Origin of the sequence: Sodalis sp. RH19 (assembly GCF_047324215.1) — a bacterium.
In the GTDB taxonomy this organism is placed as follows: Bacteria; Pseudomonadota; Gammaproteobacteria; order Enterobacterales; family Enterobacteriaceae; genus Acerihabitans.
Genome location: NZ_CP178734.1, coordinates 4,522,515 through 4,547,557, shown reverse-complemented (window position 1 = coordinate 4,547,557; position 25,043 = coordinate 4,522,515). Strand labels below are relative to the sequence as shown.

Below are 25,043 nucleotides of genomic sequence, written 5' to 3'. Positions count from 1 at the left end.
TATAATAAATAAAAATAAACTCATCCCTCGATGGCCTGTTATAAAGCCATCTTGGGATTTTTTAAAATACGATTTATCTGAATGAAACGATGATAATTCTCGTCTTGACCTGATGATTGTAATTTAATCTATATAAACAGTTGATAACTTATTTGAAGAAATATCTTTTTTAGGCAAGTGATGAAAATCCAATCCACTCTTAAAACTTATTTAAAAGGGATTTCAATGCCCCATCCGTCTGCGTCCGGGATCGCCGTTCGCGCCGGCGTTGCCCAATCAACCTACGCCGGACTGCTGCTGTACACGCAGCCAGTTGGCGATAAAAATCGCGATAGCATCGGGTTGGTTGATATCCAGCAGCGGCAGGTTGACGTCAATCTGCACGTCGCAGGCCACGGCAATGACATGGCCGTCAATCAATGGCCGCCACTCTTTGCCGGTATCCTGGCGAAACAGGGCGATTTTAGGCACCGGCTCGTCTTTGAACCCTTCGACCAGGATCACATCGATAAGCCCGCTGTCCATTTGACCGGCCAGCCAGGGTAATGTCGGCATCGCCAGGTCCGGCGTTTCGGTCATCAACGCCCAGCGCGCCTCGCTTGCCACCATGGTTTGCCTCGCGCCTGCCTTACGCAGTTCATAGCTGTCTTTCCCGGGTGTATCGACATCCACGTTATGATGGGTGTGCTTGATGATGCCCACGCGTATGCCGGCCTGGTTAAGCCGGGGAATGAGTTGGGTCAGCAAGGTGGTCTTTCCAGTGCCGCTGAAGGCGGTAAACGCCAACAAAGGGGGAACGGCATGCGACATAAAATAGTCCTTAGGTTTTTACCCAGTTCTGCACGTCAAGGGGGGTATTGAGATTATGGAAATTCGGGTTTTTCACCGGGAATATCACTCTTTCGGCGGCGATGCGGTTAAAAAACAACATTACCTTGCGTTCTCCCTGCGCCAGGAAGGCCTCCAGCTGAGAAATCAATACCCGGTGGAGCAGCGCAAAAGCCGGATGTTCCCGCCCTCCTGCGCTGGCAAAGGCGGCAAGAGCTTCCCGCTTACCATCCCATAACCGTTGCACTAAATCCCCCGGGAAAACCGGCACATCGCAAGGGGCGAACACCACCCATTGGGTCGGCGCTGCTTGTAACCCCGCCAGCATGCCGGCAAGCGGTCCGGGATAACCGGGCATGCTATCGCTCACAACCCGCAACCCGCTTTGCCGGTAGAGAGCGATATTGCGGTTGGCGTTAAGCAGCACGGTACCGACCTGGGGCGCCAGGCCGTCCAGGACATAGCGATAAAGGGGGATTTGATTGACCATAACCAACCCTTTGTCTTTGCCGGCCATACGTGTTGCTTGGCCGCCGGCCAGGATTACGCCTGTGATGTCCGCTTTTATAATAACTCTCCTCCAAAGCCTAATCATTGATAGGCAGGCTCACATATTAAGATACAATGTTTCACATGTTACAGAACAATCATGTTTATCCTGCCTGGTGGATCTTGATACATTAACACTGGGACCTATAGAGAGGGATTGCGTTATGAAATATCACCGCCTTAATGAGCTTATCGAACTGCTGCATCCGGCATGGCAAAAAGAGCCGGATTTGAATTTGCTGCAATTCCTGCATAAATTGGCGCAAGAGGCCGGTTATGACGGTGATTTAACCGCTTTGTCGGATGATACGTTAATTTATCACTTAAAAATGCGCGGTGCCGACAAAACGCAAGCTATCCCGGGTCTGCAAAAGGATTATGAAGAGGATTTCAAAACCGCGATTCTGCGGGCGCGCGGCATCATTAAAGACTAGGCAAGGGCGACGAAATGAGCGTTTTATGAATATAACCGCATTTAATTTCAAGACGTTGATGCCGGAGCTTATAATGGATGCCCTGGAAAACGTCGGTTTACGCATAGATTCTGGGCTTACCGCCCTCAATAGCTACGAAAACCGCGTTTACCAATTCCTGGATGAAGACAGAAAACGCTACGTGGTGAAATTTTATCGACCTGAGCGCTGGTCGGTTGAGCAGATCCTTGAGGAACATGAGCTTTCATTGGGATTGAACGAGGCGGAAATCCCGGTGGTGCCGCCGATGCTTATCAATGGATCCACGCTTTTGCAGCATGAAGGCTTTCATTTTGCCGTATTTCCAAGCGTCGGCGGCAGGCAATTTGAACAGGATAATGACGAACAGCTTGAATGGGTGGGGCGTTTTATCGGACGTATCCATCGCAATAACGGCGATAAATGCTTCACTACCCGTCCGACTATCGGCCTGGATGAGTATCTGTATGAGCCAAGGCGTGAATTTGAACGCAGCACGCTTATCGCGGGCAAACAAAAAACCGCTTTTTTACAATCCGTTGACACCCTAATAGCCGAAGTTAAGTTATGTTGGACGACGCAATGGCGTCCGCTGCGTCTGCATGGCGATCTGCATGCGGGTAATATTATGTGGCGGGACGGTCCGATGTTTGTTGACCTGGATGATGCCAGAAACGGACCCGCGGTTCAGGATCTTTGGATGCTGCTTAATGGCGATCGTATCGAACAGCAATATCAGCTGTCGCTTTTGCTTGAGGCTTATAGTGAATTCATGGATTTTAATCCGCGCGAATTGGCGTTGATAGAACCATTACGCGCGATGCGGATGATCTATTACCTGGCCTGGATTAGTCGGCGGTGGGGCGATCCCGCATTTCCCTATAGTTTCCCCTGGATGGTGGAAGCTGAGTTCTGGTCACAGCAAACACTCATCTTTACAGAGCAGGTGAAGCTATTGCATGAACCACCTTTACAGCTTATGCCTACGTATTAAACATTTGGAGAATAACTTAATGAAGAAGATTTGGTTGGCGCTTATGGGGCTCGCGTTGGCGTTTAGCGTTTCGGCCGCGCAATTTACCGAAGGGCAGCAATATATCCAACTTGATAAGCCAGCGACCGGTGAGCCGCAGGTATTGGAATTTTTCTCGTTTTATTGCCCGCACTGCTATGAATTTGAACAAAACTTCCATGTTTCCAGTACCGTAAAACAGGCTTTGCCCGCAGGAACCAAAATGATCAAATATCATGTGGATTTCCTGGGCGGCGATATGGGCAAGCAGGTTACCCAGGCCTGGGCCGTTGCCATGGCGTTGGGCGTGGAGGACAAAGTCAGTCCGCTGTTGTTTGACGGTATTCAAAAAACTCAGACGGTGCAAACACCCGCCGATCTGCGTAATGTCTTTATCCAGGCCGGTGTGAGCGGCGAGGAATATGACGGCGCCTGGAATAGCTTTGTGGTCAAATCCCTGGTGGTCCAGCAGGAAAAAGCCGCGTCCGATTTGCAATTACGCGGTGTTCCAGCCATGTTCGTGAATGGCAAATATATGGTCAAGAACGATGGTCTGGATATGTCGTCAAAGGATGTCTACGTCAAACAATTTGCCGACGTGGTAAAATTCCTGCTAACGCAGAATTAAATACTTTAATGTATTACTTCAAAACGCCGGCCATGTCCGGCGTTTTTTATGCAATTGATTAACCTGCCTCACTAAGTTATTTCCCGCGTTGCGCCTGTCGGTCTGGAGGATTTGTGTATATCCTTTTTTAGCCAAAAGCGCTTATCATTTTATGCAGGACTTTAAGCGGCGGGTTATATCCACAAACGCGAAATGCTACTGATAAATATGGGATTAGTGAAAAAATACCCATAACGCACTGATAAAAAAAGGTTTTTTTGTAAATCTCAACGTTATTAAAGATATAAACATATTAGCGGTTTTTTTTACTCACAAAGTTATCCACAGCACGATCGCGCGGATCAAGTCCAATCGCCAGTTTTTTTATCGTCCTTTTGCTACGCAAACATTCGTCTCAGGCGGCCAGCTGTGGCATGCTACCCCCTATGATGGCTGACTAAAAAGATCGAATTACGCTATGGCTCATATTGCAGACAATCCGTTAATCCTGGTTGATGGTTCCTCCTATCTCTATCGTGCCTACCACGCCTTTCCGCCGTTAACCAATAGCGCGGGAGAACCGACCGGCGCCATGTACGGCGTGTTGAATATGCTGAAAAGCCTGCTCACGCAGTATAAGCCCAGTCATGTGGCGGTGGTGTTCGACGCCAAGGGTAAAACTTTTCGCGACGAATTGTTCGAACACTACAAAGCTCACCGCCCCTCGATGCCGGATGATTTGCGCAGCCAAATCGAGCCGCTGCACAGCATGGTCAAGGCGATGGGATTACCCTTGCTGGCGGTATCCGGCGTCGAGGCGGACGATGTGATTGGCACGCTGGCGCTCGAGGCGGCGCGTACCGGCCGCGAAGTTCTGATCAGCACCGGCGATAAAGATATGGCGCAGCTGGTATCGCCGACGATTACGCTTATCAATACTATGTCCAACACCATTCTCGGGCCGGAGGAAGTGCGGGAAAAATTCGGTGTTCCACCGGAACTGATAATTGATTACCTGGCGTTAATGGGCGACAGTTCGGATAACATTCCGGGTGTGCCGGGCGTAGGCGAGAAAACCGCCCAGGCGCTGCTGCAGGGACTGGGTAGCCTGGATAATATTTACAGCGACCTGGCAAGCGTGGGCGGGTTGCCATTTCGCGGCGCCAAGACGTTGGCGCCAAAGCTGGAACAAAATAAAGAGCTGGCGTATTTATCTTATCAATTGGCGACGATTAAGACCGATGTGCCGCTTGATTTGCCTTTCGATAAGCTCATCGTGACCGAACCCGACGCGGCGGCATTGCTGCTGCTGTTCAAGAAATACGAATTCAAACGCTGGCTGGCGGATTTGGAAGCGGGCAAATGGCTGCAAGGCCGCATCAGCTCGGCTCCCGTCGCGCGCACCCCGTTTAATGCCCCGCCGGCCCAGGCCGATGAGGATGTTGAGGAGGCGGTGCAGCTTTCCCAGGAGGGTTACCAGGTCATCTACGCGCTGGCGGACCTCAACAGCTGGATAGAGCGGATAAAACAGGCGGGGCAGTTCACCTTCGATACCGAAACCGACAGTCTGGATACCCTGAGCGCCAACCTGATCGGGCTTTCTTTCGCCATTGTCCCCGGCGACGCCGCTTATTTGCCGGTGGGCCACGATTATCTCGACGCGCCGGACCAGCTAAATCGCGACGACGTGCTCAGGCTGCTGAAACCGGTGCTTGAAGACCCGGCCATTCGCAAAATCGGCCAGAACCTGAAATTCGATCGCGGCGTGTTGCAACGTTATGATATCGAACTGGCCGGCATCGCCTTTGACACCATGCTTGAATCCTATGTGCTTAACAGCGTGTCGGGCCGTCATGATATGGATAGCATGGCCGATCGTTTCCTGAAACACACCACGGTGACCTTTGAAGACATTGCCGGCAAAGGCAAAAACCAGCTGACCTTCAATCAAATCGCTCTGGAGCAGGCGGGCCCCTATGCCGCTGAGGATGTGGACGTGACGCTGCGGCTGCATGAAAAACTCTGGCCGCAGATTGAGCGCGAGGACGGCCTGAAAAAGGTCTTCGAGGAAATCGAAATGCCGCTGGTGCCGGTGCTGTCGCGCATTGAGCGTACCGGGGTATTGATCGACGAGAAGATCCTGGCTGCACATTCGGTTGAGCTGACGAAACGGTTGGGCGAGCTGGAAACCGAGGCGCATGAACTGGCGGGGGAAGCCTTTAATCTCTCCTCCACCAAGCAGTTGCAGGCGATTTTATATGATAAGCAGAAACTGCCGATCTTGAAAAAAACGCCGGGCGGCGCGCCGTCGACCAACGAGGAGGTGCTGGCGGAGCTGGCGCTGGATTACCCGCTGCCGAAGCTTCTCCTCGAATATCGCGGCCTGGCCAAGCTGAAATCGACCTATACCGATAAATTGCCGCTGATGATTAACCCGCACTCAAAACGCGTGCATACGTCTTATCAGCAGGCGGTTACCGCCACCGGCCGGCTGTCCTCAACCGATCCGAACCTGCAAAATATCCCGGTGCGCAATGAGGAAGGACGGCGGATCAGGCAGGCATTTATCGCGCCGAAAGATGCCGTTATCGTGGCGGCGGACTATTCGCAAATCGAACTGCGCATCATGGCGCATCTCTCGCGCGACCAGGGCCTGCTCAAGGCCTTCGCCGAGGGCAAGGATATACATCGGGCCACCGCCGCCGAAGTCTTCGGCCTGGCGCTTGAGAAGGTGTCTAATGAGCAGCGCCGCAGCGCCAAGGCGATTAACTTCGGCCTGATTTACGGCATGAGCGCGTTTGGTCTGGCGCGCCAGCTTTCGGTTGGCCGCGCGGAGGCGCAGCGTTATATGAACCTTTACTTCGAGCGGTATCCGGGCGTGCTGGAATATATGGAGCGTACCCGCAGGCAGGCAGAGGAACAGGGCTATGTTTCCACCCTCGACGGCCGCCGGTTGTATCTGCCAGATATCCATTCCCGTAACGGGACGCGCAAAAAAGCCGCCGAGCGCGCGGCGATAAACGCCCCCATGCAGGGCACCGCCGCCGATATCATCAAACGCGCGATGATCGCCATTGACGCCTGGCTGCAAAAAGACCGGCCGGAGGTGCGCATGATTATGCAGGTCCACGATGAACTGGTGTTCGAGGTGCGGCGTGACGCCGTGGAGTCGGCCACGCCGCGCATCAAATCCCTGATGGAAGGCTGTTTCGCCCTGGATGTGCCGTTGCGGGTCGATGTGGGTATGGGGGAAAATTGGGATCAAGCGCACTAAGTGGCGATACACTAAGCATTTTTCGTAATTAAGCTACATAAAAAGGTGATTTGGGCTGGGATTATGGCGCTGGGAACACCAAAAAAGTGAAATTAAACTACAAAAAATTCTTTTGCACAGCGATAATTTGATGTAAAGTTACAGATGTAGGGTACAGAGGTAAGATGTTCTATCTTTCAGACCTTTTACTTCACGTAATCGGATTTGGCTAAATATTAGCCGCCCCAGTCATTATTGGCTGGGGCGTTTTTTATTGTGCGCCATCCCGGCGCCGCGGGTTATTCCGTATACGGCGGTTCTTCATCCGTCGCCGGCGGGGTTTCACTGAACCAGGTGTCCAGCTTAAGGCGCAGCTTGTCGACGCCGGTTTTTTTCAGCGACGAAAACGCTTCCACCTGTATATCTCCCTCAAAAGCCGCCGCGGCTTCCCGCACCAGGTTCAACTGGGCTTTGCACGCGCCGGAAGCCAGTTTATCGGATTTGGTCAGCAGCACCAGGACCGGGATATCCACCCCAACGGCCCACTGCACCATTTGCTGATCCAGGTCTTTCATCGGATGGCGGATATCCATCAGTACCACCAACCCTTTTAAACTATGGCGCTTTTGCAGGTATTCGCCCAGGGCGCGCTGCCACTTACGTTTCATTTCTTCAGGCACTTCGGCGTAGCCATAGCCCGGCAGATCCACCAGGCGTATTTCCGGCTCGACCTCGAACAGATTGATGAGCTGTGTGCGTCCGGGCGTTTTACTGGTCCTGGCCAGGCTTTTTTGATTGGTCAGGGTATTCAGGGCGCTGGACTTGCCGGCGTTGGAGCGCCCGGCAAACGCGACTTCGATGCCGGTATCCGCGGGCAAATGGCGGATATCGGGAGCGCTCATGACAAAATGCGTCATATGGTAGTTGTATGAGGTGATCAAATTTTCCTCTCCCTCGGGATGACTTATTGCCGCCAATTATACGGGGTAAACGCTAAAAAGCGGTTTTTATCTTTATCCGCAACCGCGCCGCCGCCATTGTTATGGCCCGATGTGAACAACCAGGCCGGTTCACGTGAGTAATCGGCATTTTGTCTTTGTAAGAGATCGGCTCGCTACTCACTAAGCATTCTCGTTTAAATTAGAATTAATTAATTATAAATCATAACGTTAAATAATCATCGCGTTAACAAGAGCCCGTTGGCGCGCGCGGAGCGTATTGCGGGTAAAGCTCATTAGGCTACATTAGCAGACAAGGCATGGAGCGCCTGAAAGTGGCACTTTGCAGAGCGCAAAGCGCCATACTTGGCCCAGTGCTCCGCTTTAGCCCGGCACAAAGCCCTTTTCCTACCTTTCCCAGGGATGAATTCTGCTCAGGATGAGCGCGTAAGGGAATACACCCTAACCAATCCGCTTCGTATAGCGTAGAATAAAACATCATCGCAGCGACGACCCGATACACAGGATGTGGACCGTCAGGTTCATTGCCGTGGGGACTGTTTTTCTCGCGAAGCACCTTTACTTTATGGTGGCAGATTAACTGCCACCTTTTTTATTGGCAGGGTTTCTGATAGATTTCGCCGCAATTCCATACTTAATGACACTTACGACAGAGCAGACAACATGAATCCATCAGCAAAAGGCGGGCGCGGTAAACCCGTCGTCGCCAAGAACAAGCGCAAAAGCCGCGAAGAGTTGAATACCGAAGGGCGCGCCCGCCAGCGTCAGAAAAAACGGCGCGGCCTGGCTTCCGGCTCGCGGGCGCAGGAAGGTAATAAAAGCGGGAGCCGTAATACTCAGGCGCACGCCCCCGATCGCCGCATCGGCAGCAAAAAACCCGTGCCGCTTCTCGCCGACGGCCCCACGGTAAAAAAACCGGTGGCGCCGGACATCGTTATTCCCGTCACCACCGCTATCCTGCCGGAAGTGGAACTGGAGAATCTGGAAAACGACGAACGCCTGGATGAATTATTGCAACGTTTGGAGCAAGGCAAAGAACTGTCGGCGCCCGAACAGGCCTATGTGGATAAGACGCTGGATCGCATCGATGAGCTGATGACCCAACTGGGCATTGAGATTGAAGATGATGAAGACGACGACGCCAAAAATGAAGATATGCTGCAATTGCTCAAGCGCGGCCAGAAAGATTCCTTTTAATCTTTGAACCCGCTGCTGCTGCTGATCGCGACGCCGTTGACATGTTATTTAGTGTGGTTATTGGGTAAACTATGGCGGCTCTCGCGACGTAAAGAACGGTTACGTTTGGCCCGGGTCGCCAGGCGAAAACCGGCCGCGCCCGTAAAACGGCGGGGACGGCGTAAATTTGGTAAGGAGTAAGCAGCCATGTCAGTGCCAGCGATAGAATGGGATTCGGCCCTCATTCAAAAATATAACCAATCCGGGCCGCGCTACACGTCCTACCCCACTGCCCTGGAGTTTAGCGAAGGGTATGGCGAGCCGGCTTTCCTCCAGGCGGTGGCGCGCTATCCCGCCCGGCCGCTGTCGCTGTATCTGCATCTGCCTTTTTGCCATAAGATCTGTTACTTCTGCGGCTGTAATAAAATCGTGACCCGCCAGCCGGAAAAAGTCGATCGTTACCTGGATGTGCTCGAGCAGGAAATCCGGCGCCGGGCGCCGTTGTTCCAGGACCGGCTGGTTACCCAGATGCACTGGGGCGGCGGCACGCCTACCTTTTTGTCGCCGGCGCAAATATCGCGCCTGGTGGCGGTGGTGCGCGCGCAATTCCGCTTTGCCCCCGGCGCGGAAATGTCCATTGAAATCGACCCGCGCGATATCGCGCTGGACATGATGGATCATCTGCATGGCGAAGGGTTTAACCGCATCAGCATGGGCGTGCAGGATTTTAACCCTGAGGTCCAGCGGCTGGTTAACCGCGAGCAGGACGAGCAGCTGATTTTCGACCTGATCGGCCGCGCCAAGGCGCTGGGTTTCCTTTCCACCAATATCGACCTGATTTACGGGTTGCCGCGCCAGACGCTGGCAAGCTTCCGGCATACCCTGGAACGGGTGATAACGCTTAACCCCCAGCGCCTGAGCGTATTCAATTATGCGCATATGCCGGCGCTGTTTGCCGCCCAGCGAAAAATTAACACCGCTGATTTACCCGATGCCGCGCAGAAAATGGACATTTTACAGTATTCCATTGCTGCGTTATGCGACGCGGGCTACCAGTTTATCGGCATGGATCACTTTGCGCGCCCCGACGACGAATTAGCCCTGGCGCAGCGCGCCGGCAAGCTGCATCGCAATTTCCAGGGCTATACCACCCAGGGCGACTGTGATTTGTTGGGGCTGGGTATCTCGGCGATAAGTATGATCGGGGATAGTTATGCGCAGAACCAGAAAGAGATGAAAAGCTATGTGGCAAGCGTTGCGCGCCAGGGCAACGGCTTATGGCGCGGCGTGGCGCTGTCGGAAGACGACTGTCTGCGGCGTGATGTGATCAAAGCGTTGATTTGTCAGTTTTATATCGATTTTAATGTGCTGGAAAGCCGCTATGGCATCGTTTTTAACGAGTATTTCGCCGATGACATCGCCCTGCTGCGGCCCCTGGAGCGCGACGGGCTGGTGGCTGTGGCCGACCGGGCGATTACGGTCACGGCCAAAGGTCGCCTGCTGATCCGCAACATTTGCATGTGCTTTGACGTTTACCTGCGCACTAAATCGCGCCAGCACCAGTTCTCGCGGGTGATTTGATCAGCTGAAAAAGTTAAGCAGCGCGGCGCAAAGAATGGCGGCCAGCGCGGTTTGCGGTGCATGGCCCACCGCGGCGGTCATATCCGCGCCCTGGGACAGCAAATTGATTAATGAATCTAACATGGTCTTCCTCCCGGTCAGCGACAAGATCATACTGTCTGCAATCGGGATGTAAAGGGCAAAATAACGCCGTTTTGCACGTTATTTTGCTTTTTTCTACGCCGCTATTCCGCCAGGTTATAAAACCTGGACTTTTATTCCATGCCCAGCTCTTTTAGCTTACGCGTCAGGGTATTGCGGCCCCAGCCGAGCAGCCTGGCCGCTTCCTGTTTATGACCTTGGGTGTGGCGCAGGGCGGTGGTCAGCAGGGTTCTTTCCATCTCCGGCTGGGCTTCGGAAAGCAGGTTCTGGTGACCGGAACGCAGGGCGCGGTCCGCCCATTGCGCCAGCAGGGTGGCCCAACTGTCCGGCAATGATTGAACCGTGGCGTCCGGCGCCGTGCTTTCAAATAACTCCGGCGGCAGATCCTGGATCAACACTTCCTGGCCGGCGGCCATGACGGTTAGCCAGCGGCAGGTATTTTCCAACTGACGGACATTGCCTTGCCATGGCAGGCGGGTCAGCGCGGTTTCGGTTTCCGGATGCAGGTTTTTCGGTTCAACGCCCAGCTCCTTGGCCGCCACCTGCAGGAAATAGCGCGCCAGGCGGGGAATATCCTCCCGCCGTTCCCGCAGCGGCGGTAAATGCACCCGGATAACGTTCAGGCGATGGAACAAATCCTCGCGGAATTTGCCCTCTTGCACCCGTACCTCCAGATTCTGATGGGTGGCGGCGATAATCCTGACGTCGACTTTGACCGGCGCATAACCGCCGACCCGGTAAAACTGGCCGTCCGCCAATACGCGCAGCAGGCGGGTCTGGACATCCAGCGGCATATCGCCGATTTCGTCCAGGAATAGGGTACCGCCGTCCGCTTGCTCAAAACGTCCCTGGCGTACCTGATTGGCGCCGGTAAAGGCGCCTTTCTCATGGCCGAACAGTTCCGATTCAATCAAATCCTTCGGAATCGCCGCCATATTCAGCGCGATAAACGACGCCTTGGCGCGCGGGCTATGGCGGTGCAGGGCATGGGCAACCAGTTCCTTACCGGTACCGGATTCACCGTTAATCAAGACGCTGATGGAGGAGCGGGACAGGCGTCCGATAATGCGGAAGACGTCCTGCATGGCCGGCGCTTCACCAATGATATCGGTAGTCGGGCCATTAGGCGGCTGCGCGCGCGCCGGCTGCTGCTGTTCCAGATAGTGGCTGACCGCGCGCTCAACCAGCGCCACCGCCTCATCGATATCGAATGGCTTGGGCAGGTAGTCAAACGCGCCCTGCTGGTAAGCGCTGACCGCGGCGTCCAAATCGGAGTGTGCGGTCATGATGATGACCGGCAGCATCGGATGGCGCTGTTTAATCTGTTTGAGTAATGCCAGGCCGTCCATGCCTGGCATGCGGATATCTGATAACAATACGTCCGGAGTTTGGGTGGAGAGCGCTTCCAGCACTTCATTGCCGCCTTCAAAAGTGGCGCAAGTCAGTCCGGCTCCAGTGAGGGCGCGTTCAAGCACCCAGCGGATGGAGCTATCGTCGTCGACGATCCAGACTATCCCTCGTTGCATAGTGACCTCACTGGCGAATAGGCAGGAACACCGAAAATTCGGTATGCCCCGGCCAACTGTTGAATTCAATTTTACCCGAATTTTGATCGATAAGACTGCGGGCAATGGATAACCCTAAACCGGTCCCGCCCTCACGGCCGCTGACCATGGGGTAGAACAGCGTATCCTGTAATTGCGCCGGTACGCCCGGGCCGTCGTCTTCTATATCAATTCGCGCTACCAAACGATAACGAACGCCGTGCAACGTTAACTGGAACGCGGTACGGGTGCGTATCGTGATCGTGCCACCGTCTTCACCCAGCGCCTGCAGCGAATTACGGGTAATATTCAGCAATACCTGTTCCATTTGATCGGGATCGTGAGCCAGTTCAGGCAGGCTGGGATCGTAATCCCGCAGGAGAGTGACGTTATCCGGCTTTTCCAGCGAGACCAGTTGGAAAACCCGCTCGGCCACCTGGTGAATGCTTTGCGTAACGTGCATGCCGGGCTGCTGCGGCCCGAGCAATCGGTCGACCAGGTTGCGCAGGCGGTCGGCCTGTTCAATGATCACCTTGGTGTATTCCAACAGCGAGGGATCGGGCAATGCTTTGGCCAGCAGTTGCGCCGCGCCGCGCAGACCGCCCAGCGGGTTCTTGATTTCATGGGCCAGGCCGCGCACCAGATCCCGTGCCGCCACCTGCTGGGCATGCTGAATCTGTTCCTGGCTGAGGCGGCGCTGATTATCCATCGGCGCCAGCTCCATCAGGAAAAAATCCTCGGGCAGGCGTTGCACGGTAAGGGAAAGGATATGCGCCCGCCCGTCAACCACCAACGTGACCTCGTTATCGGTAAACCCCTGGCCGGCGTTAAGGCTTTCGCGCATCAGTTCGACGTTGAGCGAAAAATAGCCCAGCAGCTCAGGCAACGGCGTGCCAAAAAGCTTGCGCGAGCTTTGCGCTAAAAGTTGTTGCGCCGCCGGATTGGCGTAATGAACGGCAAGGTCATTATCCAGCAGCAATATGCTGTTGATCAGGGAATTAAGGATCTGCCCAGCATCGGGCAATGAGCCTGTAGCCATAAAGCAGTCTCCCGCACTCTACCAGTGCATTTAGTCCGTTATGTCGTCATGCGCATGGCTGCGCGCAAGCTTTGCTGGAGAAAAAAGCCCATCCGAAGATGGGCTGAAAGTTTCCACGGCAACAAAAAAACGTCAAGTTATACGCTGTAATACAGCTCGAATTCCACCGGATGCGGCGTCATGCGAATACGGTCTACTTCTTCCGTGCGTAAGGTGATATACGCGTCGATGGAGTCGTCGGTGAAAACACCGCCACGGGTCAGGAACTCGCGATCCGCGTCCAGCGCCTTAAGGGCTTCTTCCAGCGAACCGGCCACCTGTGGGATTTCTTTCGCTTCTTCCGGCGGCAGATCGTAGAGGTTTTTGTCCATGGCATCACCAGGATGGATTTTGTTGATAACCCCGTCCAGACCGGCCATCAGCAGGGCGGCAAACGCCAGGTATGGGTTGGCGGCCGGATCCGGGAAGCGCACTTCGATACGACGGGCTTTCGGGCTGGCGACCACCGGGATACGGATGGAGGCTGAGCGGTTGCGGGCGGAGTAGGCCAGCATAACCGGCGCTTCATATCCCGGGACCAGACGCTTGTAGGAGTTGGTGGTCGGGTTGGTCAGGGCGTTGATGGCCTTGGCATGTTTGATGACGCCGCCAATGTAGAACAAGGCGGTTTCGGACAGGCCGCCGTACTTGTCGCCGGAGAACAGGTTATTGCCGTCTTTGGTCAACGACATATGGCAGTGCATGCCCGAGCCGTTATCGCCGAACATCGGTTTCGGCATAAAGGTCGCCGTTTTGCCGAAGGCATGGGCAACGTTATGCACGACATATTTATAAATTTGGATCTCGTCGGCTTTTTTCGTCAGGCTGTTGAAGCGGGTGGCGATTTCGTTCTGGCCGGCGGTGGCGACTTCATGGTGATGAGCTTCAACCACCAGGCCCATTTCTTCCAGGGTCAAACACATGGCGGAACGCAGATCCTGTGATGAATCCACCGGGGGAACCGGGAAATAACCGCCTTTGATGCCGGGACGATGGCCTTTATTGCCGCCTTCGTAAACTTTATCGGTATTCCATGCGGCTTCAACGTCGTCAATAGCGACATGGGAACCGGAAATTGACGAACCAAAGCGGATATCGTCAAACAGGAAAAATTCAGGTTCCGGCCCAAACAGCACGGTATCGGCAATGCCGGAGGTTTTCAGAAACTCTTCGGCGCGTTTGGCGATGGAACGCGGGTCGCGATCGTAGCCTTGCATGGTGGCAGGCTCAAGGATGTCGCAACGGATAATCAGGGTGGTTTCTTCATAGAAGGGGTCGAGCATCGCCGTGCTGGCATCGGGCATCAGCACCATGTCGGACTCGTTAATGCCTTTCCAGCCGCCAATGGAGGAGCCGTCAAACATTTTTCCATCTTCAAAGAAGTCGGCATCTACCTGATGGGCTGGTATAGTGACGTGCTGTTCTTTACCTTTCGTATCAGTGAAACGCAGGTCGACGAATTTTACTTCGTGCTCGTTAAGCATCGTCAAAACGTGTTCAGCGGACATAACTTGTATTCTCCCGGATGTGCCATTGTCGTCGTGGAACGAAATCGTATGGATCGAATTTTATTTAACTTAGCTGGGCTAGGCTAAACTGGACTGGTATAAACAGTAGCTAAAAGTGTGCCAACATTGCCAAAATGATGAGAAGGGCCGCGTTTCCGGCCTTATTAACCAAAGTCCGCCTGCACCAGATTGGTGGGATAGCGCTATATTAGTGCATTTGGGCAGTAAGTGGGCACTATTTTGGTGCAATAAATGGGGCGAGGTGAAATAATGCACTGAGAAAGGGATGACGAAGCGTCAAAAATGACGCAAATGCAGAGATCGTCGCGATCTTGTTTAGTCCCTCGCTTATTACGTGTACAATAACGCGCTATTTCTAATGCCTGAGGCAAAGTTGTGATCGAAAATTTGCGTAACATCGCCATCATCGCGCACGTCGACCATGGTAAAACTACCCTGGTCGATAAGCTGTTGCAACAATCCGGAACATTGGGTGACCGCAACGACGCCACCGAGCGCGTCATGGACTCCAACGATTTGGAGAAAGAGCGCGGGATTACCATCCTCGCTAAAAATACCGCTATTAACTGGCACGACTACCGTATCAACATCGTTGATACCCCCGGACATGCCGATTTCGGCGGCGAGGTTGAGCGCGTGATGTCCATGGTTGACTCGGTATTGCTGCTGGTCGACGCCATGGACGGACCCATGCCGCAAACCCGGTTCGTGACCCAGAAAGCCTTTGCTTACGGTCTCAAACCCATTGTGGTCATCAATAAAGTCGACCGTCCCGGCGCCCGCCCTGATTGGGTAGTGGACCAGGTGTTTGATTTATTTGTCAACCTCGGCGCAACCGATGAGCAACTGGATTTTCCGATCATATATGCCTCCGCGTTAAACGGTGTTGCGGGCTATGAGCACGAGAACATGGCCAGCGACATGACCCCGCTGTTTGAATCCATCGTCAAGAACGTCGAAGCGCCGAACGTCGACAGCGACGGCGCGTTCCAGATGCAGATTTCGCAGCTTGACTACAACAGCTATGTTGGCGTCATCGGTATCGGCCGCATCAAACGCGGCTCGGTTAAACCGAACCAGTCTGTTACCATCATCGACCATGAAGGTAAGCGTCGCAACGGCAAAGTGGGCCAGGTGCTGGGCCATATGGGCCTGCTGCGCATCGAGTCCAAGCTGGCGGAAGCGGGTGATATCATCGCCGTTACCGGCCTTGGCGAGCTGAATATCTCCGATACCATTTGCGATCAGGCCCTGGTCGAAGCGTTGCCGCCGCTGACGGTGGACGAACCTACCGTTTCCATGTCGTTCGGCGTCAACACCTCGCCGTTCTGCGGCAAGGAAGGCAAATACGTCACCTCCCGCCAGATCCTTGAGCGCCTGAACAAAGAGCTGGTGCACAACGTGGCCCTGCGCGTGGAAGAAACCGTCGATCCGGATACCTTCCTGGTCTCGGGCCGCGGCGAGCTGCATTTGTCGGTGCTGATCGAAAACATGCGGCGTGAAGGTTTTGAAATCGCCGTATCGCGCCCGAAAGTTATCTATCGTACCGTCGACGGCAAGAAACAAGAGCCGTTCGAACAGGTTACCCTGGATATCGAAGAACAGAACCAGGGCCCGGTTATGGAAGCCATGGGCATCCGTAAAGGTGAAATGCGCGATATGCTGCCGGATGGCAAAGGACGCATCCGTCTTGATTACATCATCCCCAGCCGCGGCTTGATTGGTTTTCGCACCGACTTTTTAACCATGACGTCCGGCACCGGCCTGCTGTATTCGTCGTTCAGTCATTATGACGATGTCCGTCCGGGTGAAATCGGCCAACGCCAGAACGGCGTGATGATTTCCAACGGCCAGGGCAAAGCGGTAGCCTATGCCTTGTACAGCCTGCAGGATCGCGGCCGTTTGTTCCTGGGCCACGGCGCGGAAGTGTACGAAGGCCAGATTATCGGCATCCACACCCGTTCCAACGACCTGACGGTAAACTGCCTGACAGGTAAAAAACTGACCAACATGCGTGCTTCCGGCACCGATGAGGCCACGACGCTGGTGACACCGATCAAGATGTCGCTGGAACAGGCCCTGGAGTTTATCGATGATGATGAACTGGTGGAAGTGACACCGCTGTCCGTGCGTTTACGTAAACGTCATTTGACCGAAAATGACCGTAAACGCGCTAACCGTTCGGGTAAAGAAGCTTAAACCCGTCGGCCCAGGCGGCGATAACGTAACAATGCCGGTCTGCGTAAGCAGCCCGGCATTTTTTTGCCCGCCGTTCAGCTATTCCCGGCGATAAAGCAGCCTGATGTCATGCTGTTGGCAATACTCATGAAATTTCGGCGGCGGCGATTGGTCGGTTATCAGGGTATGAAACAAGGATAAAGCACCGATAAAGGCGGGTTTGATGTTGTCGAATTTACTGTGATCGGCCACCAGGATCGCCTGCTGCGACATGGACAACGCGCGATGCTTCATGGTGAGTTCGTCAAAGTTAAAGCAGGTGGCGCCGAAACCGATATCAATACCCGCCGCGGAGATAAACGCTTTATCGGGGCGGATATTATCCAGGATGGAATATTGGGTCAGCGGCGTAAAGATGCAGTTGGCGGGGTGGAACTCGCCGCCGCATAAAATAACTTTGCAATTAGGATGATCCTGTAACGCCAGGAAAGTATTCAGGGAATAGCAGACGGCGGTAAACGCCAGGTCATCGTCAATCGCATCGATGATAAACGGGGTGGTGGTGCCGCAGTCGAAAAAAACCGTGTCGTCCGGCTCGATCAGCGCCGCCGCCAGGCGGCCGGTAAGGGTTTTTTCCTCAACGTGCTTGGCTTTTTGATCCGAAACAAAATAGTGGGTAACGTTATTATTGCGCGGATCGTTAACCACGTAACCGCCCAGCAGTACGACCTGCGCGGGTTCGGCGCTGAGATCGCGGCGGATGGTCATCTCCGAGACGCCCAGCAGGACGGCGGCATCTTTCAAATGAAGCTTATCTTCCCGCTTCAGGGCGAGTATCAGTTTATTAATCCTTTCTTCGCGCCGCGTTTCCATATGACATCCTGCGTTATCAGACCCGATTTCCGCCGGGTTCTCAGAAATTAATAGTCGCTGGCGGACGCCTTGCCCGATACGATCGCGACACCTGAACTGGTGCCGATTCGGGTGGCGCCGGCCAGGATCATGGCGGTGGCGGTCTGGCGATCGCGTACGGCGCCGGAGGCCTTTACGCCCAGCTCCCCGCCGACGGTTTCGCGCATCAGCCTGACATGTTCTTCTTTTGCGCCGCCGGTGCTGAAGCCGGTGGATGTTTTCACAAACGCCACCTTCAGTTCGCGGCATATCCGGCAAACCGCGACAATTTGTGGTGAACTCAACAAACAGGTTTCCAATATTACCTTCAACGGAATAGCCGCGCAAACCTCGCGGACCGCGCGGATATCGGCGGTTACCGCGTCAATATTGCCGCTTTTGAGCCAACCGACGTTAATCACCATATCTATTTCCTGCGCACCCGCCGCAATCGCCGCCTGCGCCTCGAACGCCTTGGCGGAGGTCAGGCCGGCGCCCAACGGAAAGCCGATCACCGAGCAGACCTTTACCGGGCTGTCGCGCAGCAAGCGCGCCGCAAGCGGCACATACCCGGAATTGACGCAAACCGCATAAAATCCGCACTGTTTAGCCTCGCCGCATAACGTGGTGATCTGCGCTTCGGTGGCATCCTGCGCCAGCAGGGTATGGTCGATGTAAGGGGCAAAATCGATTTCAGGGGAAGTCATGTTAATGTCCTTTATGTGGATTATCACGATAATAATGTGAGAATAATAACATTACAGAAGCCTCTTACAATAGGCATGTGGCAATTTAATTTTCATTAAACGATGTGATCATTGTCATGTTACTAACATTTTTGTCTTGTTAGTGTTAATAAAATAACATTGAATAAGGTTAAAAATATGAGGGCTAATAATTATGGATATCGCAGTTATCGGTTCCAACATGGTGGATTTAATCACCTATATCAAAGAGATGCCTAAAACCGGGGAAACGCTGGAAGCCCCCGGTTTTGAAATCGGCTGCGGCGGCAAGGGCGCCAATCAGGCGGTAGCCGCCGCCAAGCTAGGGGCGGAGGTGATGATGGTCAGTAAAGTCGGCGAGGATCTCTTTGCGGACAATACCGTTAACAACCTGGTGCGCCATGGGGTCGATACCCGCTATGTGGAAACGGTGGCGGGCGTATCCAGCGGCGTAGCGCCGATTTTTGTCGATCCAGATTCACATAATCGCATCCTGATTATCAAAGGCGCCAACGATCACCTCGGCGCGCAGGACATCGATCGGGCGGCGGAACAGCTCAAGGGCTGCCGGCTGATTATCCTGCAGCTGGAAATTCCGCTCGCCACCGTCTATCACGCCATTGATTTTGCCGCCCGGCATCAGGTTCCCGTAATCCTTAATCCGGCGCCCGCCACCCGGGAACTGGATATCGCGTATGCCTGCCGGTGCGACTTTTTTATGCCTAACGAGACAGAGCTGGAAATTCTGACCGGCATGCCGGTGGACAGCGAGGAGCATATCCTGCTGGCCGGCCGTTCGCTGCTGGCCAAAGGATTGAAGAACCTGATTATTACCATGGGGCATCGCGGCTCGATGTGGCTAAGCGGCAACGAGGTGTACCGGGTCGATCCGGTACCGGTCGACGCCGTGGATACCAGCGGCGCCGGCGATGCGTTTATCGGCTGTTTTGCGCATTATTTTGTCGCGCGCGGCGATATCAAACAGGCCATGCGCTACGCGTCCGCCTATGCCGCCTACAGCGTCCGGGGTAAAGGCACCCAGCGTTCCTATGCCGAGGCTTCCCAGTTCCATGATTTCCTTGCCACCCTTCATCAGGAATAACATCATGCGCCACAATACGGTACAAATGCCTGACGGCTATTTAAACAAAACACCGTTGTTTCAATTTATCCTGCTGTCCTGCCTGTTTCCGCTATGGGGCTGCGCCGCCAGCCTTAACGATATCCTGATCACCCAGTTCAAAACGGTGTTCGCATTGAGCGATTTTGCCAGCGCCCTGGTGCAAAGCGCCTTTTACGGCGGTTATTTCCTGATTGCCATCCCGGCGTCGATGGTTATCCGCAAAAGCAGCTACAAAATGGCCATTATGATCGGCCTGTCGCTTTATATCATCGGCTGCGTACTGTTCTATCCCGCCTCCCATATGGCCACCTATACCATGTTCCTGGCGGCCATTTTTGCCATCGCCATCGGCTTAAGCTTTCTTGAGACCGCGGCCAATACCTACAGCTCGATGATCGGTCATCGCGATTACGCGACCCTGCGGCTGAACATCAGCCAGACGTTTTATCCCATCGGCGCGCTGATGGGTATTGTGCTGGGGAAATACCTGGTGTTTCAGGAAGGCGGCAGTTTAAGCAGCCAAATGGCCGCCATGACGCCGGAGCAGGTGCATCAGTTCCGTCTCAATATGCTGGAACTGACCCTGGAACCCTATAAATACCTGATTATGGTGCTGGTGGTGGTGATGGTGCTGTTTATGCTCACCCGGTATCCCCACTGCAAACCGCAGCCCGATAAGCAAAACCGCCGCGCCGCGCCCGGCATGGGCGAAACGCTGCGTTATCTTGCCGGCAATGCGCGCTTTCGCAAGGGCATCGCGGCGCAGTTTCTCTATGTGGGCATGCAGGTGGCCGTATGGTCGTTTACCATCCGTTTGGCGCTGAACCTGGGGGCGGTAAATGAGCGTGACGCGTCCAACTTTATGATTTACAGCTTTATTTGTTTTTTTATCGGTAAATTTGTCGCCAATTTCCTGATGACGCGCTTTAACCCGCAAAAAGTCCTTATCGCCTATTCTATCCTGGGCGTGGCGACGTTGGCCTATGTGGTGCTGGTGCCGAACTTCACCGCCGTCTATGCCGCGGTATTTGTCAGCGTACTGTTCGGACCCTGCTGGGCCACCATTTATGCCGGCACGCTCGATACGGTGGATAATAAATATACCGAAGTGGCCGGCGCGGTGATCGTTATGGCCATCGTCGGCGCCGCCGTGGTGCCGGCAATCCAGGGGTATGTCTCCGATCATCTCGGGTCGATGAAACAGGCGTTCGGCGTGTCATTATTGTGCTTTGCCTATGTCGGTTACTATTTCTGGGGCGAACTGCGCAATAAACAACCGCGAATCGCGACCGCGGAATCGATGATGGATAACCAACTTTAAGCAAGGAGTCGATATTATGGCCGCTGTTATTCATCTTACGCGCCAGCAATTCACCGGACAGCCGTTTCGTCTGGTGGAGAATGGTGAACTTAGCGTCACGTTATTTACCTATCCTTCGGGTATCGAAGCCGTGACCCTGCGCAATAGCCGGGGGTTTATCACCCTGCTGCCCTTTTACGGGCAGATGGTATGGGACGCGCAGTTCGACGGCCATAGCCTGCGCATGGAGAACCCCTTTAGCGAACCCAAATGGGGCGAGTCGGTGGTGGATACCTATGGCTGCTTTGCGTTCCACTCCGGCCTGCTGAGCAACGGCTGCCCGGCGCCGGAAGATACCCATCCCCTGCATGGCGAAATGCCCTGCGCACGTATGGATAGCGCTTTCCTGCTGGTGGATGGCGACAGCGTAACCCTGGGCGGCGGCTATGAATATGTTAAAGGCTTTGGTGATCATTACCTGGCGTCGCCCTCGGTCAGGCTGGGCGCCGGCGCGACACTGATGACCATCGCCATGCGGGTCACCAATCTGGCCAGCGTGCCGATGCCGCTCCAGTATATGTGCCATATGAACTACGCCTATGTTCCCCTGGCGACCTTCAGCCAGAATATTCCTGCCGCGGCGTTTGCGCTGCGTACCTCGATTCCAGGCCATGTGCACCCCACGCCGCAATGGCTGGAATATACCGCCGGGCTGGCCCGCGATCCGTCGGCGCTTAAGGCGCTGGACCAACCGCAGTTCTACGATCCGGAAATTGTCTTTTTTGCCGACAACCTGGCAACCTATACCGATCGGGTGGAATGTGTTATGCAGGCGCCGGGGACGGGGCCGCGCTTTGTCACCCGTTTCGATACGGCGCAGTTTAACCATGCCACGCGCTGGATACTCCATAACGGCGATCAAAAAGTGGCGGCGTTTATCCTGCCGGCCACCTGCCGTCCCGAAGGCCATATCGCCGCCAGCCGGGCCGGCACACTGATTGCGCTGGAGCCGGGCGCGACGCGGGAATTCAGCGTGGAGACCGGACTGGCCGGTTAGCCTTCAGGACGCGGCACAACCGAATCAGCATGGCTGAGGTCAACGGCCGGCCGGCGAAAGCATCCGAATGCGTGTTCATGGCTGTTCAGTTGGCCCTTTTCCCGCTACAGTGGGAACATGAGTAAAGATCGGGAGGGAGCCATGCTTTATATCTTTGATTTAGGTAATGTCGTGATAGATATCGATTTTAACCGCGTTTTGGGTGTATGGAGTAATCTCAGCGGTGTGCCCCTGGCCCGTCTGAAGAAACAGTTCGTCATGGGCGATGCTTTCGAGCAGCACGAAAGGGGCGATATTACCGATGAGGCGTTTGCCGCCCTGATCTGCAATGAATTGGGCATCGCCCTGAGTTTTGAGCAGTTTACCGCCGGCTGGCAGGCGGTGTTCGTCGGCGTGCGTCCCGAGGTCATCGACATCATCCATCGCCTGCGCGAACAGGGCCACCGGGTAGTGATATTGTCCAATACCAACCGTTTGCACTGCGACTATTGGCCGAGCCAGTATCCCGAGATCCAGCAGTGCGTGGATAAGCTCTATTTATCGCAGGACCTGGGCATGCGCAAACCCGACCCGGCGATTTATCGCGCCGTGCTCGAGCAGGAAGGGGTAAGCGCCCAGGACGCGGTTTTCTTCGATGATAACGCCGAGAATATCAAGGGCGCGCAAAGCATTGGCTTACAGTCGGTTCATGTAACGGATCCGGGCGTAATACCCGCTTATTTTGCGTAAGTGGCGTATTCATCGGGGAGGCTGTGGCGATGAGAGCTGCTTATCGGAAAAAATTTATCCGTTTTTTCTCGTTCTGTTCCCTGTTATATAAACGTATCGACCATGACGGGATGACGGTGCTGGCCGGCCATCTGGCCTATGTATCCCTGCTTTCGCTGGTGCCGCTGGTTACCGTCGTATTTGCGCTTATCGCCGCTTTTCCGGTCTTTTCCGGCGCCAGCGTCCAGCTGAAGTCGTTTATCTTCCATAACTTCATGCCGGCCACCGGCGACGTTATCCAGCGCTATCTCGAGCAGTTTATCCTTAATACCAGCCAGATGACGGCGGTGGGAACCTGCGGGCTTATCGTGACCGCGCTGTTGCTGATTTATTCGGTCGATACGGTGCTGAACACCATCTGGCGCAGCAAAAACAAGCGGCCGATCATTTTCTCTTTCGCGGTTTACTGGATGGTGTTGACGCTGGGGCCGATACTGACCGGCGCCAGTATGGTGATAAGCTCATATTTAATCTCCCTGACCTGGCTTAACAATACCGGCACCACGACATTCGTCACCCTGGTGCTGCGGATATTCCCGTTGGTGCTTTCCTGCGCCTCATTCTGGTTATTGTATTGCGTCGTGCCCACGGTGCGCGTTCCCGGCCGGGATGCCCTGATCGGCGCGGTGGTGGCGGGCGCGCTGTTCGAACTGGGTAAAAAGGCCTTCGGCTTATATGTCACCATGTTCCCATCGTATCAGCTGATTTACGGCGTGCTGGCGGTGATACCCATCTTATTTCTTTGGGTCTATTGGAGCTGGTGTATTGTATTACTGGGGGCGGAGATCACCGCCTCGCTGACGGAGCACCGGCGGTTGCGGCAAGAGGAGCGGTTATCGCGATGATTGCCTTGATACAACGGGTGTTGCGCGCGGATGTCGCCATCGGGGGCTTAAGCGTGGGCGCCATCGGCCCCGGTTTGCTGATCCTGCTCGGCGTCGAACGGGATGACGACAGGCAAAAGGCGGCAACGTTATGCGAGCGCGTTTTGGCCTACCGCATCTTCGGCGACGGGCAGGGTAAAATGAATCTTAATGTCCGCCAGGCCGGCGGCGACGTGCTGGTAGTATCCCAGTTCACGCTGGCGGCGCAAACCGATAAGGGGCTGCGCCCCGGCTTTTCGCACGCCGCCCCGCCCGCCCTGGCCGAAGAACTGTATGAGTATTTTAACGACTGCTGCCGTAAGAAGGATATCAGGACCGAGACCGGCCGCTTCGGCGCTGATATGCAGGTCTCGCTGGTGAATGACGGCCCGGTGACCTTCTGGCTTCAGGTATAAGACGTTAAAGCCCTTTATAGAGAGAACATGGCATGTATCACCTGCGCGTTCCACACACCGAACAAGAACTCAGCGACTACTATCAGTTCCGCTGGGAAATGCTACGCAAGCCGTTGCATCAGCCGCAAGGTTCCGAAAGGGACGCCTATGACGCGACGGCGCATCACCAGATGGTGGTCGACGAAAACGGCAAGCCGGTGGCCATCGGCCGGCTGTACATCAATGCCGACAATGAAGCCTCCATCCGGTTCCTGGCGGTCGACCCTCAGGTACAGGATAAAGGCCTGGGCACGCTGGTGGCCATGACGCTGGAGTCCGTGGCGCGCCAGGAAGGGGTCAAACGGGTGGTCTGCAGCGCGCGCGAGGACGCGGTGGACTTCTTCGCCAAGCTGGGGTTTATCAACCAGGGCGAAATCACGGTGCCGTCCACCACGCCGATACGCCATTTTTTAATGATCAAGCCCATCGTGACACTGGATGATATTTTGCACCGGCCGGACTGGTGCGGCCAATTGCAGCAGGCTTGGTACCAGCATATTCCGCTCAGCGAAAAGATGGGCGTGCGCATCAGCCAGTACACCGGCCAGAAGTTTATGACCACCATGCCTGAAACCGGTAACCAGAATCCCCACCATACCCTGTTTGCCGGCAGCCTGTTTTCGCTGGCGACCCTGACCGGCTGGGGGCTGATATGGCTATTGCTGCGTGAGCGCCAATTGGGCGGCACTATTATCCTGGCCGATGCCCATATCCGCTATCTCACCCCGGTGACCGGCCGGCCCTGCGCCGTGGCGGATCTGGGGTCGCTGAGCGGCGATCTCGATCGCCTGGCGCGCGGACGCAAGGCGCGGGTACAGCTTGAGGTCGAGTTGTTCGGCAATGAAGATAAAGGCGCCATATTCAAAGGCGTTTACCTGGTATTGCCGCCAGCGCCGGACAAGCCGCTGGAGCGCGGCGGCTCCCAGGCCGGCTAATATGGGCAAAAAGTGGGCATGAGGGACAAGTCATGCCGT

General features: G+C 54.8%; 23 protein-coding genes. 14 read left to right on the top strand and 9 right to left on the bottom strand.

Going from position 1 to position 25,043, the window contains the following annotated elements:
- Positions 1-276 precede the first annotated feature (276 nt).
- Complete coding sequence (gene mobB, locus ACL2XF_RS20480) at positions 277-810, bottom strand: molybdopterin-guanine dinucleotide biosynthesis protein MobB (protein WP_410012828.1); 534 nt, start codon at positions 808-810, stop codon at positions 277-279.
- Positions 811-820: 10 nt separating this feature from the next.
- Entirely contained in the window at positions 821-1,396 is a 576-nt protein-coding gene (mobA, locus tag ACL2XF_RS20475; protein ID WP_410016671.1) for a molybdenum cofactor guanylyltransferase MobA, read from the bottom strand.
- Between the two features lie 145 nt (positions 1,397-1,541).
- Between mobA and ACL2XF_RS20470 the strand changes: the two genes are divergently transcribed.
- The 4 genes from ACL2XF_RS20470 to polA all read left to right on the top strand — a co-directional run bounded on the left by ACL2XF_RS20470 (position 1,542) and on the right by polA (position 6,722).
- Positions 1,542-1,811: a YihD family protein gene (locus tag ACL2XF_RS20470; RefSeq protein WP_410016670.1), complete on the top strand. Its 270-nt coding sequence runs from the start codon at positions 1,542-1,544 to the stop codon at positions 1,809-1,811.
- Between the two features lie 25 nt (positions 1,812-1,836).
- A complete protein-coding gene (locus ACL2XF_RS20465) occupies positions 1,837-2,823 on the top strand; it encodes a serine/threonine protein kinase (RefSeq protein WP_410016669.1) in 987 nt (328 codons plus the stop codon).
- 19 nt (positions 2,824-2,842) lie between these two features.
- Positions 2,843-3,469 carry a thiol:disulfide interchange protein DsbA gene (dsbA, locus tag ACL2XF_RS20460; RefSeq protein ID WP_410012827.1) on the top strand — a complete coding sequence of 209 codons (627 nt, stop codon included), beginning with the start codon at positions 2,843-2,845 and terminating at the stop codon, positions 3,467-3,469.
- A 457-nt stretch (positions 3,470-3,926) separates the two neighbouring features.
- The gene (gene polA / locus ACL2XF_RS20455; protein WP_410012826.1) at positions 3,927-6,722 is read left to right on the top strand and encodes a DNA polymerase I; all 2,796 of its coding nucleotides are present in this window, start codon (positions 3,927-3,929) and stop codon (positions 6,720-6,722) included.
- 278 nt (positions 6,723-7,000) lie between these two features.
- On the opposite strand, the gene yihA is transcribed toward polA, so the two are convergent.
- Positions 7,001-7,618 (bottom strand): ribosome biogenesis GTP-binding protein YihA/YsxC, encoded by a 618-nt coding sequence (gene yihA / locus ACL2XF_RS20450; protein WP_410016668.1) that lies wholly within the window; start codon positions 7,616-7,618, stop codon positions 7,001-7,003.
- Between the two features lie 705 nt (positions 7,619-8,323).
- Here yihA and yihI point away from each other — a divergent pair.
- The gene (gene yihI / locus ACL2XF_RS20445) at positions 8,324-8,857 is read left to right on the top strand and encodes a Der GTPase-activating protein YihI (protein ID WP_410012825.1); all 534 of its coding nucleotides are present in this window, start codon (positions 8,324-8,326) and stop codon (positions 8,855-8,857) included.
- Between the two features lie 186 nt (positions 8,858-9,043).
- Entirely contained in the window at positions 9,044-10,417 is a 1,374-nt protein-coding gene (hemN, locus tag ACL2XF_RS20440) for an oxygen-independent coproporphyrinogen III oxidase (protein WP_413727440.1), read from the top strand.
- Here the strand turns inward: hemN and ACL2XF_RS20435 are convergent, their stop codons facing one another.
- From ACL2XF_RS20435 to glnA, 4 genes are all read right to left on the bottom strand, one after another.
- A complete protein-coding gene (locus ACL2XF_RS20435; RefSeq protein ID WP_410012823.1) occupies positions 10,418-10,540 on the bottom strand; it encodes a YshB family small membrane protein in 123 nt (40 codons plus the stop codon).
- Positions 10,541-10,671: 131 nt separating this feature from the next.
- Positions 10,672-12,084, bottom strand: a complete 1,413-nt coding sequence (gene glnG / locus ACL2XF_RS20430) for a nitrogen regulation protein NR(I) (protein WP_410012822.1) — start codon at positions 12,082-12,084, stop codon at positions 10,672-10,674.
- Positions 12,085-12,091: 7 nt separating this feature from the next.
- The gene (gene glnL, locus ACL2XF_RS20425; RefSeq protein WP_410012821.1) at positions 12,092-13,141 is read right to left on the bottom strand and encodes a nitrogen regulation protein NR(II); all 1,050 of its coding nucleotides are present in this window, start codon (positions 13,139-13,141) and stop codon (positions 12,092-12,094) included.
- Positions 13,142-13,278: 137 nt separating this feature from the next.
- The gene (gene glnA / locus ACL2XF_RS20420; RefSeq protein WP_410012820.1) at positions 13,279-14,688 is read right to left on the bottom strand and encodes a glutamate--ammonia ligase; all 1,410 of its coding nucleotides are present in this window, start codon (positions 14,686-14,688) and stop codon (positions 13,279-13,281) included.
- Positions 14,689-15,084: 396 nt separating this feature from the next.
- On the opposite strand from glnA, the gene typA reads away from it, so the two are divergent.
- Positions 15,085-16,908, top strand: a complete 1,824-nt coding sequence (gene typA / locus ACL2XF_RS20415) for a translational GTPase TypA (protein ID WP_410012819.1) — start codon at positions 15,085-15,087, stop codon at positions 16,906-16,908.
- A gap of 78 nt (positions 16,909-16,986) precedes the next feature.
- Here the strand turns inward: typA and deoR are convergent, their stop codons facing one another.
- On the bottom strand, positions 16,987-17,760 hold the full coding sequence (deoR, locus tag ACL2XF_RS20410) for a DNA-binding transcriptional repressor DeoR (RefSeq protein WP_410012818.1): 774 nt from the start codon (positions 17,758-17,760) through the stop codon (positions 16,987-16,989).
- A 47-nt stretch (positions 17,761-17,807) separates the two neighbouring features.
- Positions 17,808-18,485, bottom strand: a complete 678-nt coding sequence (deoC, locus tag ACL2XF_RS20405) for a deoxyribose-phosphate aldolase (protein WP_413727439.1) — start codon at positions 18,483-18,485, stop codon at positions 17,808-17,810.
- Positions 18,486-18,678: 193 nt separating this feature from the next.
- Here deoC and rbsK point away from each other — a divergent pair, with 193 nt between their 5' ends.
- From rbsK to fabY, 7 genes are all read left to right on the top strand, one after another.
- Entirely contained in the window at positions 18,679-19,605 is a 927-nt protein-coding gene (gene rbsK, locus ACL2XF_RS20400; protein ID WP_413727438.1) for a ribokinase, read from the top strand.
- Between the two features lie 4 nt (positions 19,606-19,609).
- Positions 19,610-20,947: an L-fucose:H+ symporter permease gene (fucP, locus tag ACL2XF_RS20395; protein WP_413727437.1), complete on the top strand. Its 1,338-nt coding sequence runs from the start codon at positions 19,610-19,612 to the stop codon at positions 20,945-20,947.
- 16 nt (positions 20,948-20,963) lie between these two features.
- Positions 20,964-21,983: an aldose 1-epimerase family protein gene (locus tag ACL2XF_RS20390; RefSeq protein ID WP_410012814.1), complete on the top strand. Its 1,020-nt coding sequence runs from the start codon at positions 20,964-20,966 to the stop codon at positions 21,981-21,983.
- Between the two features lie 141 nt (positions 21,984-22,124).
- Positions 22,125-22,712: a glucose-1-phosphatase gene (gene yihX / locus ACL2XF_RS20385; protein WP_410012813.1), complete on the top strand. Its 588-nt coding sequence runs from the start codon at positions 22,125-22,127 to the stop codon at positions 22,710-22,712.
- A gap of 29 nt (positions 22,713-22,741) precedes the next feature.
- A complete protein-coding gene (locus ACL2XF_RS20380) occupies positions 22,742-23,596 on the top strand; it encodes a virulence factor BrkB family protein (protein WP_410012812.1) in 855 nt (284 codons plus the stop codon).
- Complete coding sequence (gene dtd / locus ACL2XF_RS20375; protein ID WP_410012811.1) at positions 23,593-24,030, top strand: D-aminoacyl-tRNA deacylase; 438 nt, start codon at positions 23,593-23,595, stop codon at positions 24,028-24,030. Before ACL2XF_RS20380 ends, dtd begins: the two co-directional genes overlap by 4 nt.
- Positions 24,031-24,062: 32 nt before the next feature.
- Positions 24,063-25,004: a fatty acid biosynthesis protein FabY gene (gene fabY, locus ACL2XF_RS20370; RefSeq protein ID WP_410012810.1), complete on the top strand. Its 942-nt coding sequence runs from the start codon at positions 24,063-24,065 to the stop codon at positions 25,002-25,004.
- Positions 25,005-25,043: the final 39 nt, after the last annotated feature.

What these genes read in the sequence shown, in the direction of transcription:
- mobB (WP_410012828.1), bottom strand. Translation starts at nt 810, where the DNA reads ATGTCGCATGCCGTTCCCCCTTTGTTGGCGTTTACCGCCTTCAGCGGC.
- ACL2XF_RS20470 (WP_410016670.1), top strand. Translation starts at nt 1,542, where the DNA reads ATGAAATATCACCGCCTTAATGAGCTTATCGAACTGCTGCATCCGGCA.
- ACL2XF_RS20465 (WP_410016669.1), top strand. Translation starts at nt 1,837, where the DNA reads ATGAATATAACCGCATTTAATTTCAAGACGTTGATGCCGGAGCTTATA.
- dsbA (WP_410012827.1), top strand. Translation starts at nt 2,843, where the DNA reads ATGAAGAAGATTTGGTTGGCGCTTATGGGGCTCGCGTTGGCGTTTAGC.
- polA (WP_410012826.1), top strand. Translation starts at nt 3,927, where the DNA reads ATGGCTCATATTGCAGACAATCCGTTAATCCTGGTTGATGGTTCCTCC.
- yihA (WP_410016668.1), bottom strand. Translation starts at nt 7,618, where the DNA reads ATGACGCATTTTGTCATGAGCGCTCCCGATATCCGCCATTTGCCCGCG.
- yihI (WP_410012825.1), top strand. Translation starts at nt 8,324, where the DNA reads ATGAATCCATCAGCAAAAGGCGGGCGCGGTAAACCCGTCGTCGCCAAG.
- hemN (WP_413727440.1), top strand. Translation starts at nt 9,044, where the DNA reads ATGTCAGTGCCAGCGATAGAATGGGATTCGGCCCTCATTCAAAAATAT.
- ACL2XF_RS20435 (WP_410012823.1), bottom strand. Translation starts at nt 10,540, where the DNA reads ATGTTAGATTCATTAATCAATTTGCTGTCCCAGGGCGCGGATATGACC.
- glnG (WP_410012822.1), bottom strand. Translation starts at nt 12,084, where the DNA reads ATGCAACGAGGGATAGTCTGGATCGTCGACGACGATAGCTCCATCCGC.
- glnL (WP_410012821.1), bottom strand. Translation starts at nt 13,141, where the DNA reads ATGGCTACAGGCTCATTGCCCGATGCTGGGCAGATCCTTAATTCCCTG.
- glnA (WP_410012820.1), bottom strand. Translation starts at nt 14,688, where the DNA reads ATGTCCGCTGAACACGTTTTGACGATGCTTAACGAGCACGAAGTAAAA.
- deoR (WP_410012818.1), bottom strand. Translation starts at nt 17,760, where the DNA reads ATGGAAACGCGGCGCGAAGAAAGGATTAATAAACTGATACTCGCCCTG.
- deoC (WP_413727439.1), bottom strand. Translation starts at nt 18,485, where the DNA reads ATGACTTCCCCTGAAATCGATTTTGCCCCTTACATCGACCATACCCTG.
- rbsK (WP_413727438.1), top strand. Translation starts at nt 18,679, where the DNA reads ATGGATATCGCAGTTATCGGTTCCAACATGGTGGATTTAATCACCTAT.
- fucP (WP_413727437.1), top strand. Translation starts at nt 19,610, where the DNA reads ATGCGCCACAATACGGTACAAATGCCTGACGGCTATTTAAACAAAACA.
- ACL2XF_RS20390 (WP_410012814.1), top strand. Translation starts at nt 20,964, where the DNA reads ATGGCCGCTGTTATTCATCTTACGCGCCAGCAATTCACCGGACAGCCG.
- yihX (WP_410012813.1), top strand. Translation starts at nt 22,125, where the DNA reads ATGCTTTATATCTTTGATTTAGGTAATGTCGTGATAGATATCGATTTT.
- ACL2XF_RS20380 (WP_410012812.1), top strand. Translation starts at nt 22,742, where the DNA reads ATGAGAGCTGCTTATCGGAAAAAATTTATCCGTTTTTTCTCGTTCTGT.
- dtd (WP_410012811.1), top strand. Translation starts at nt 23,593, where the DNA reads ATGATTGCCTTGATACAACGGGTGTTGCGCGCGGATGTCGCCATCGGG.
- fabY (WP_410012810.1), top strand. Translation starts at nt 24,063, where the DNA reads ATGTATCACCTGCGCGTTCCACACACCGAACAAGAACTCAGCGACTAC.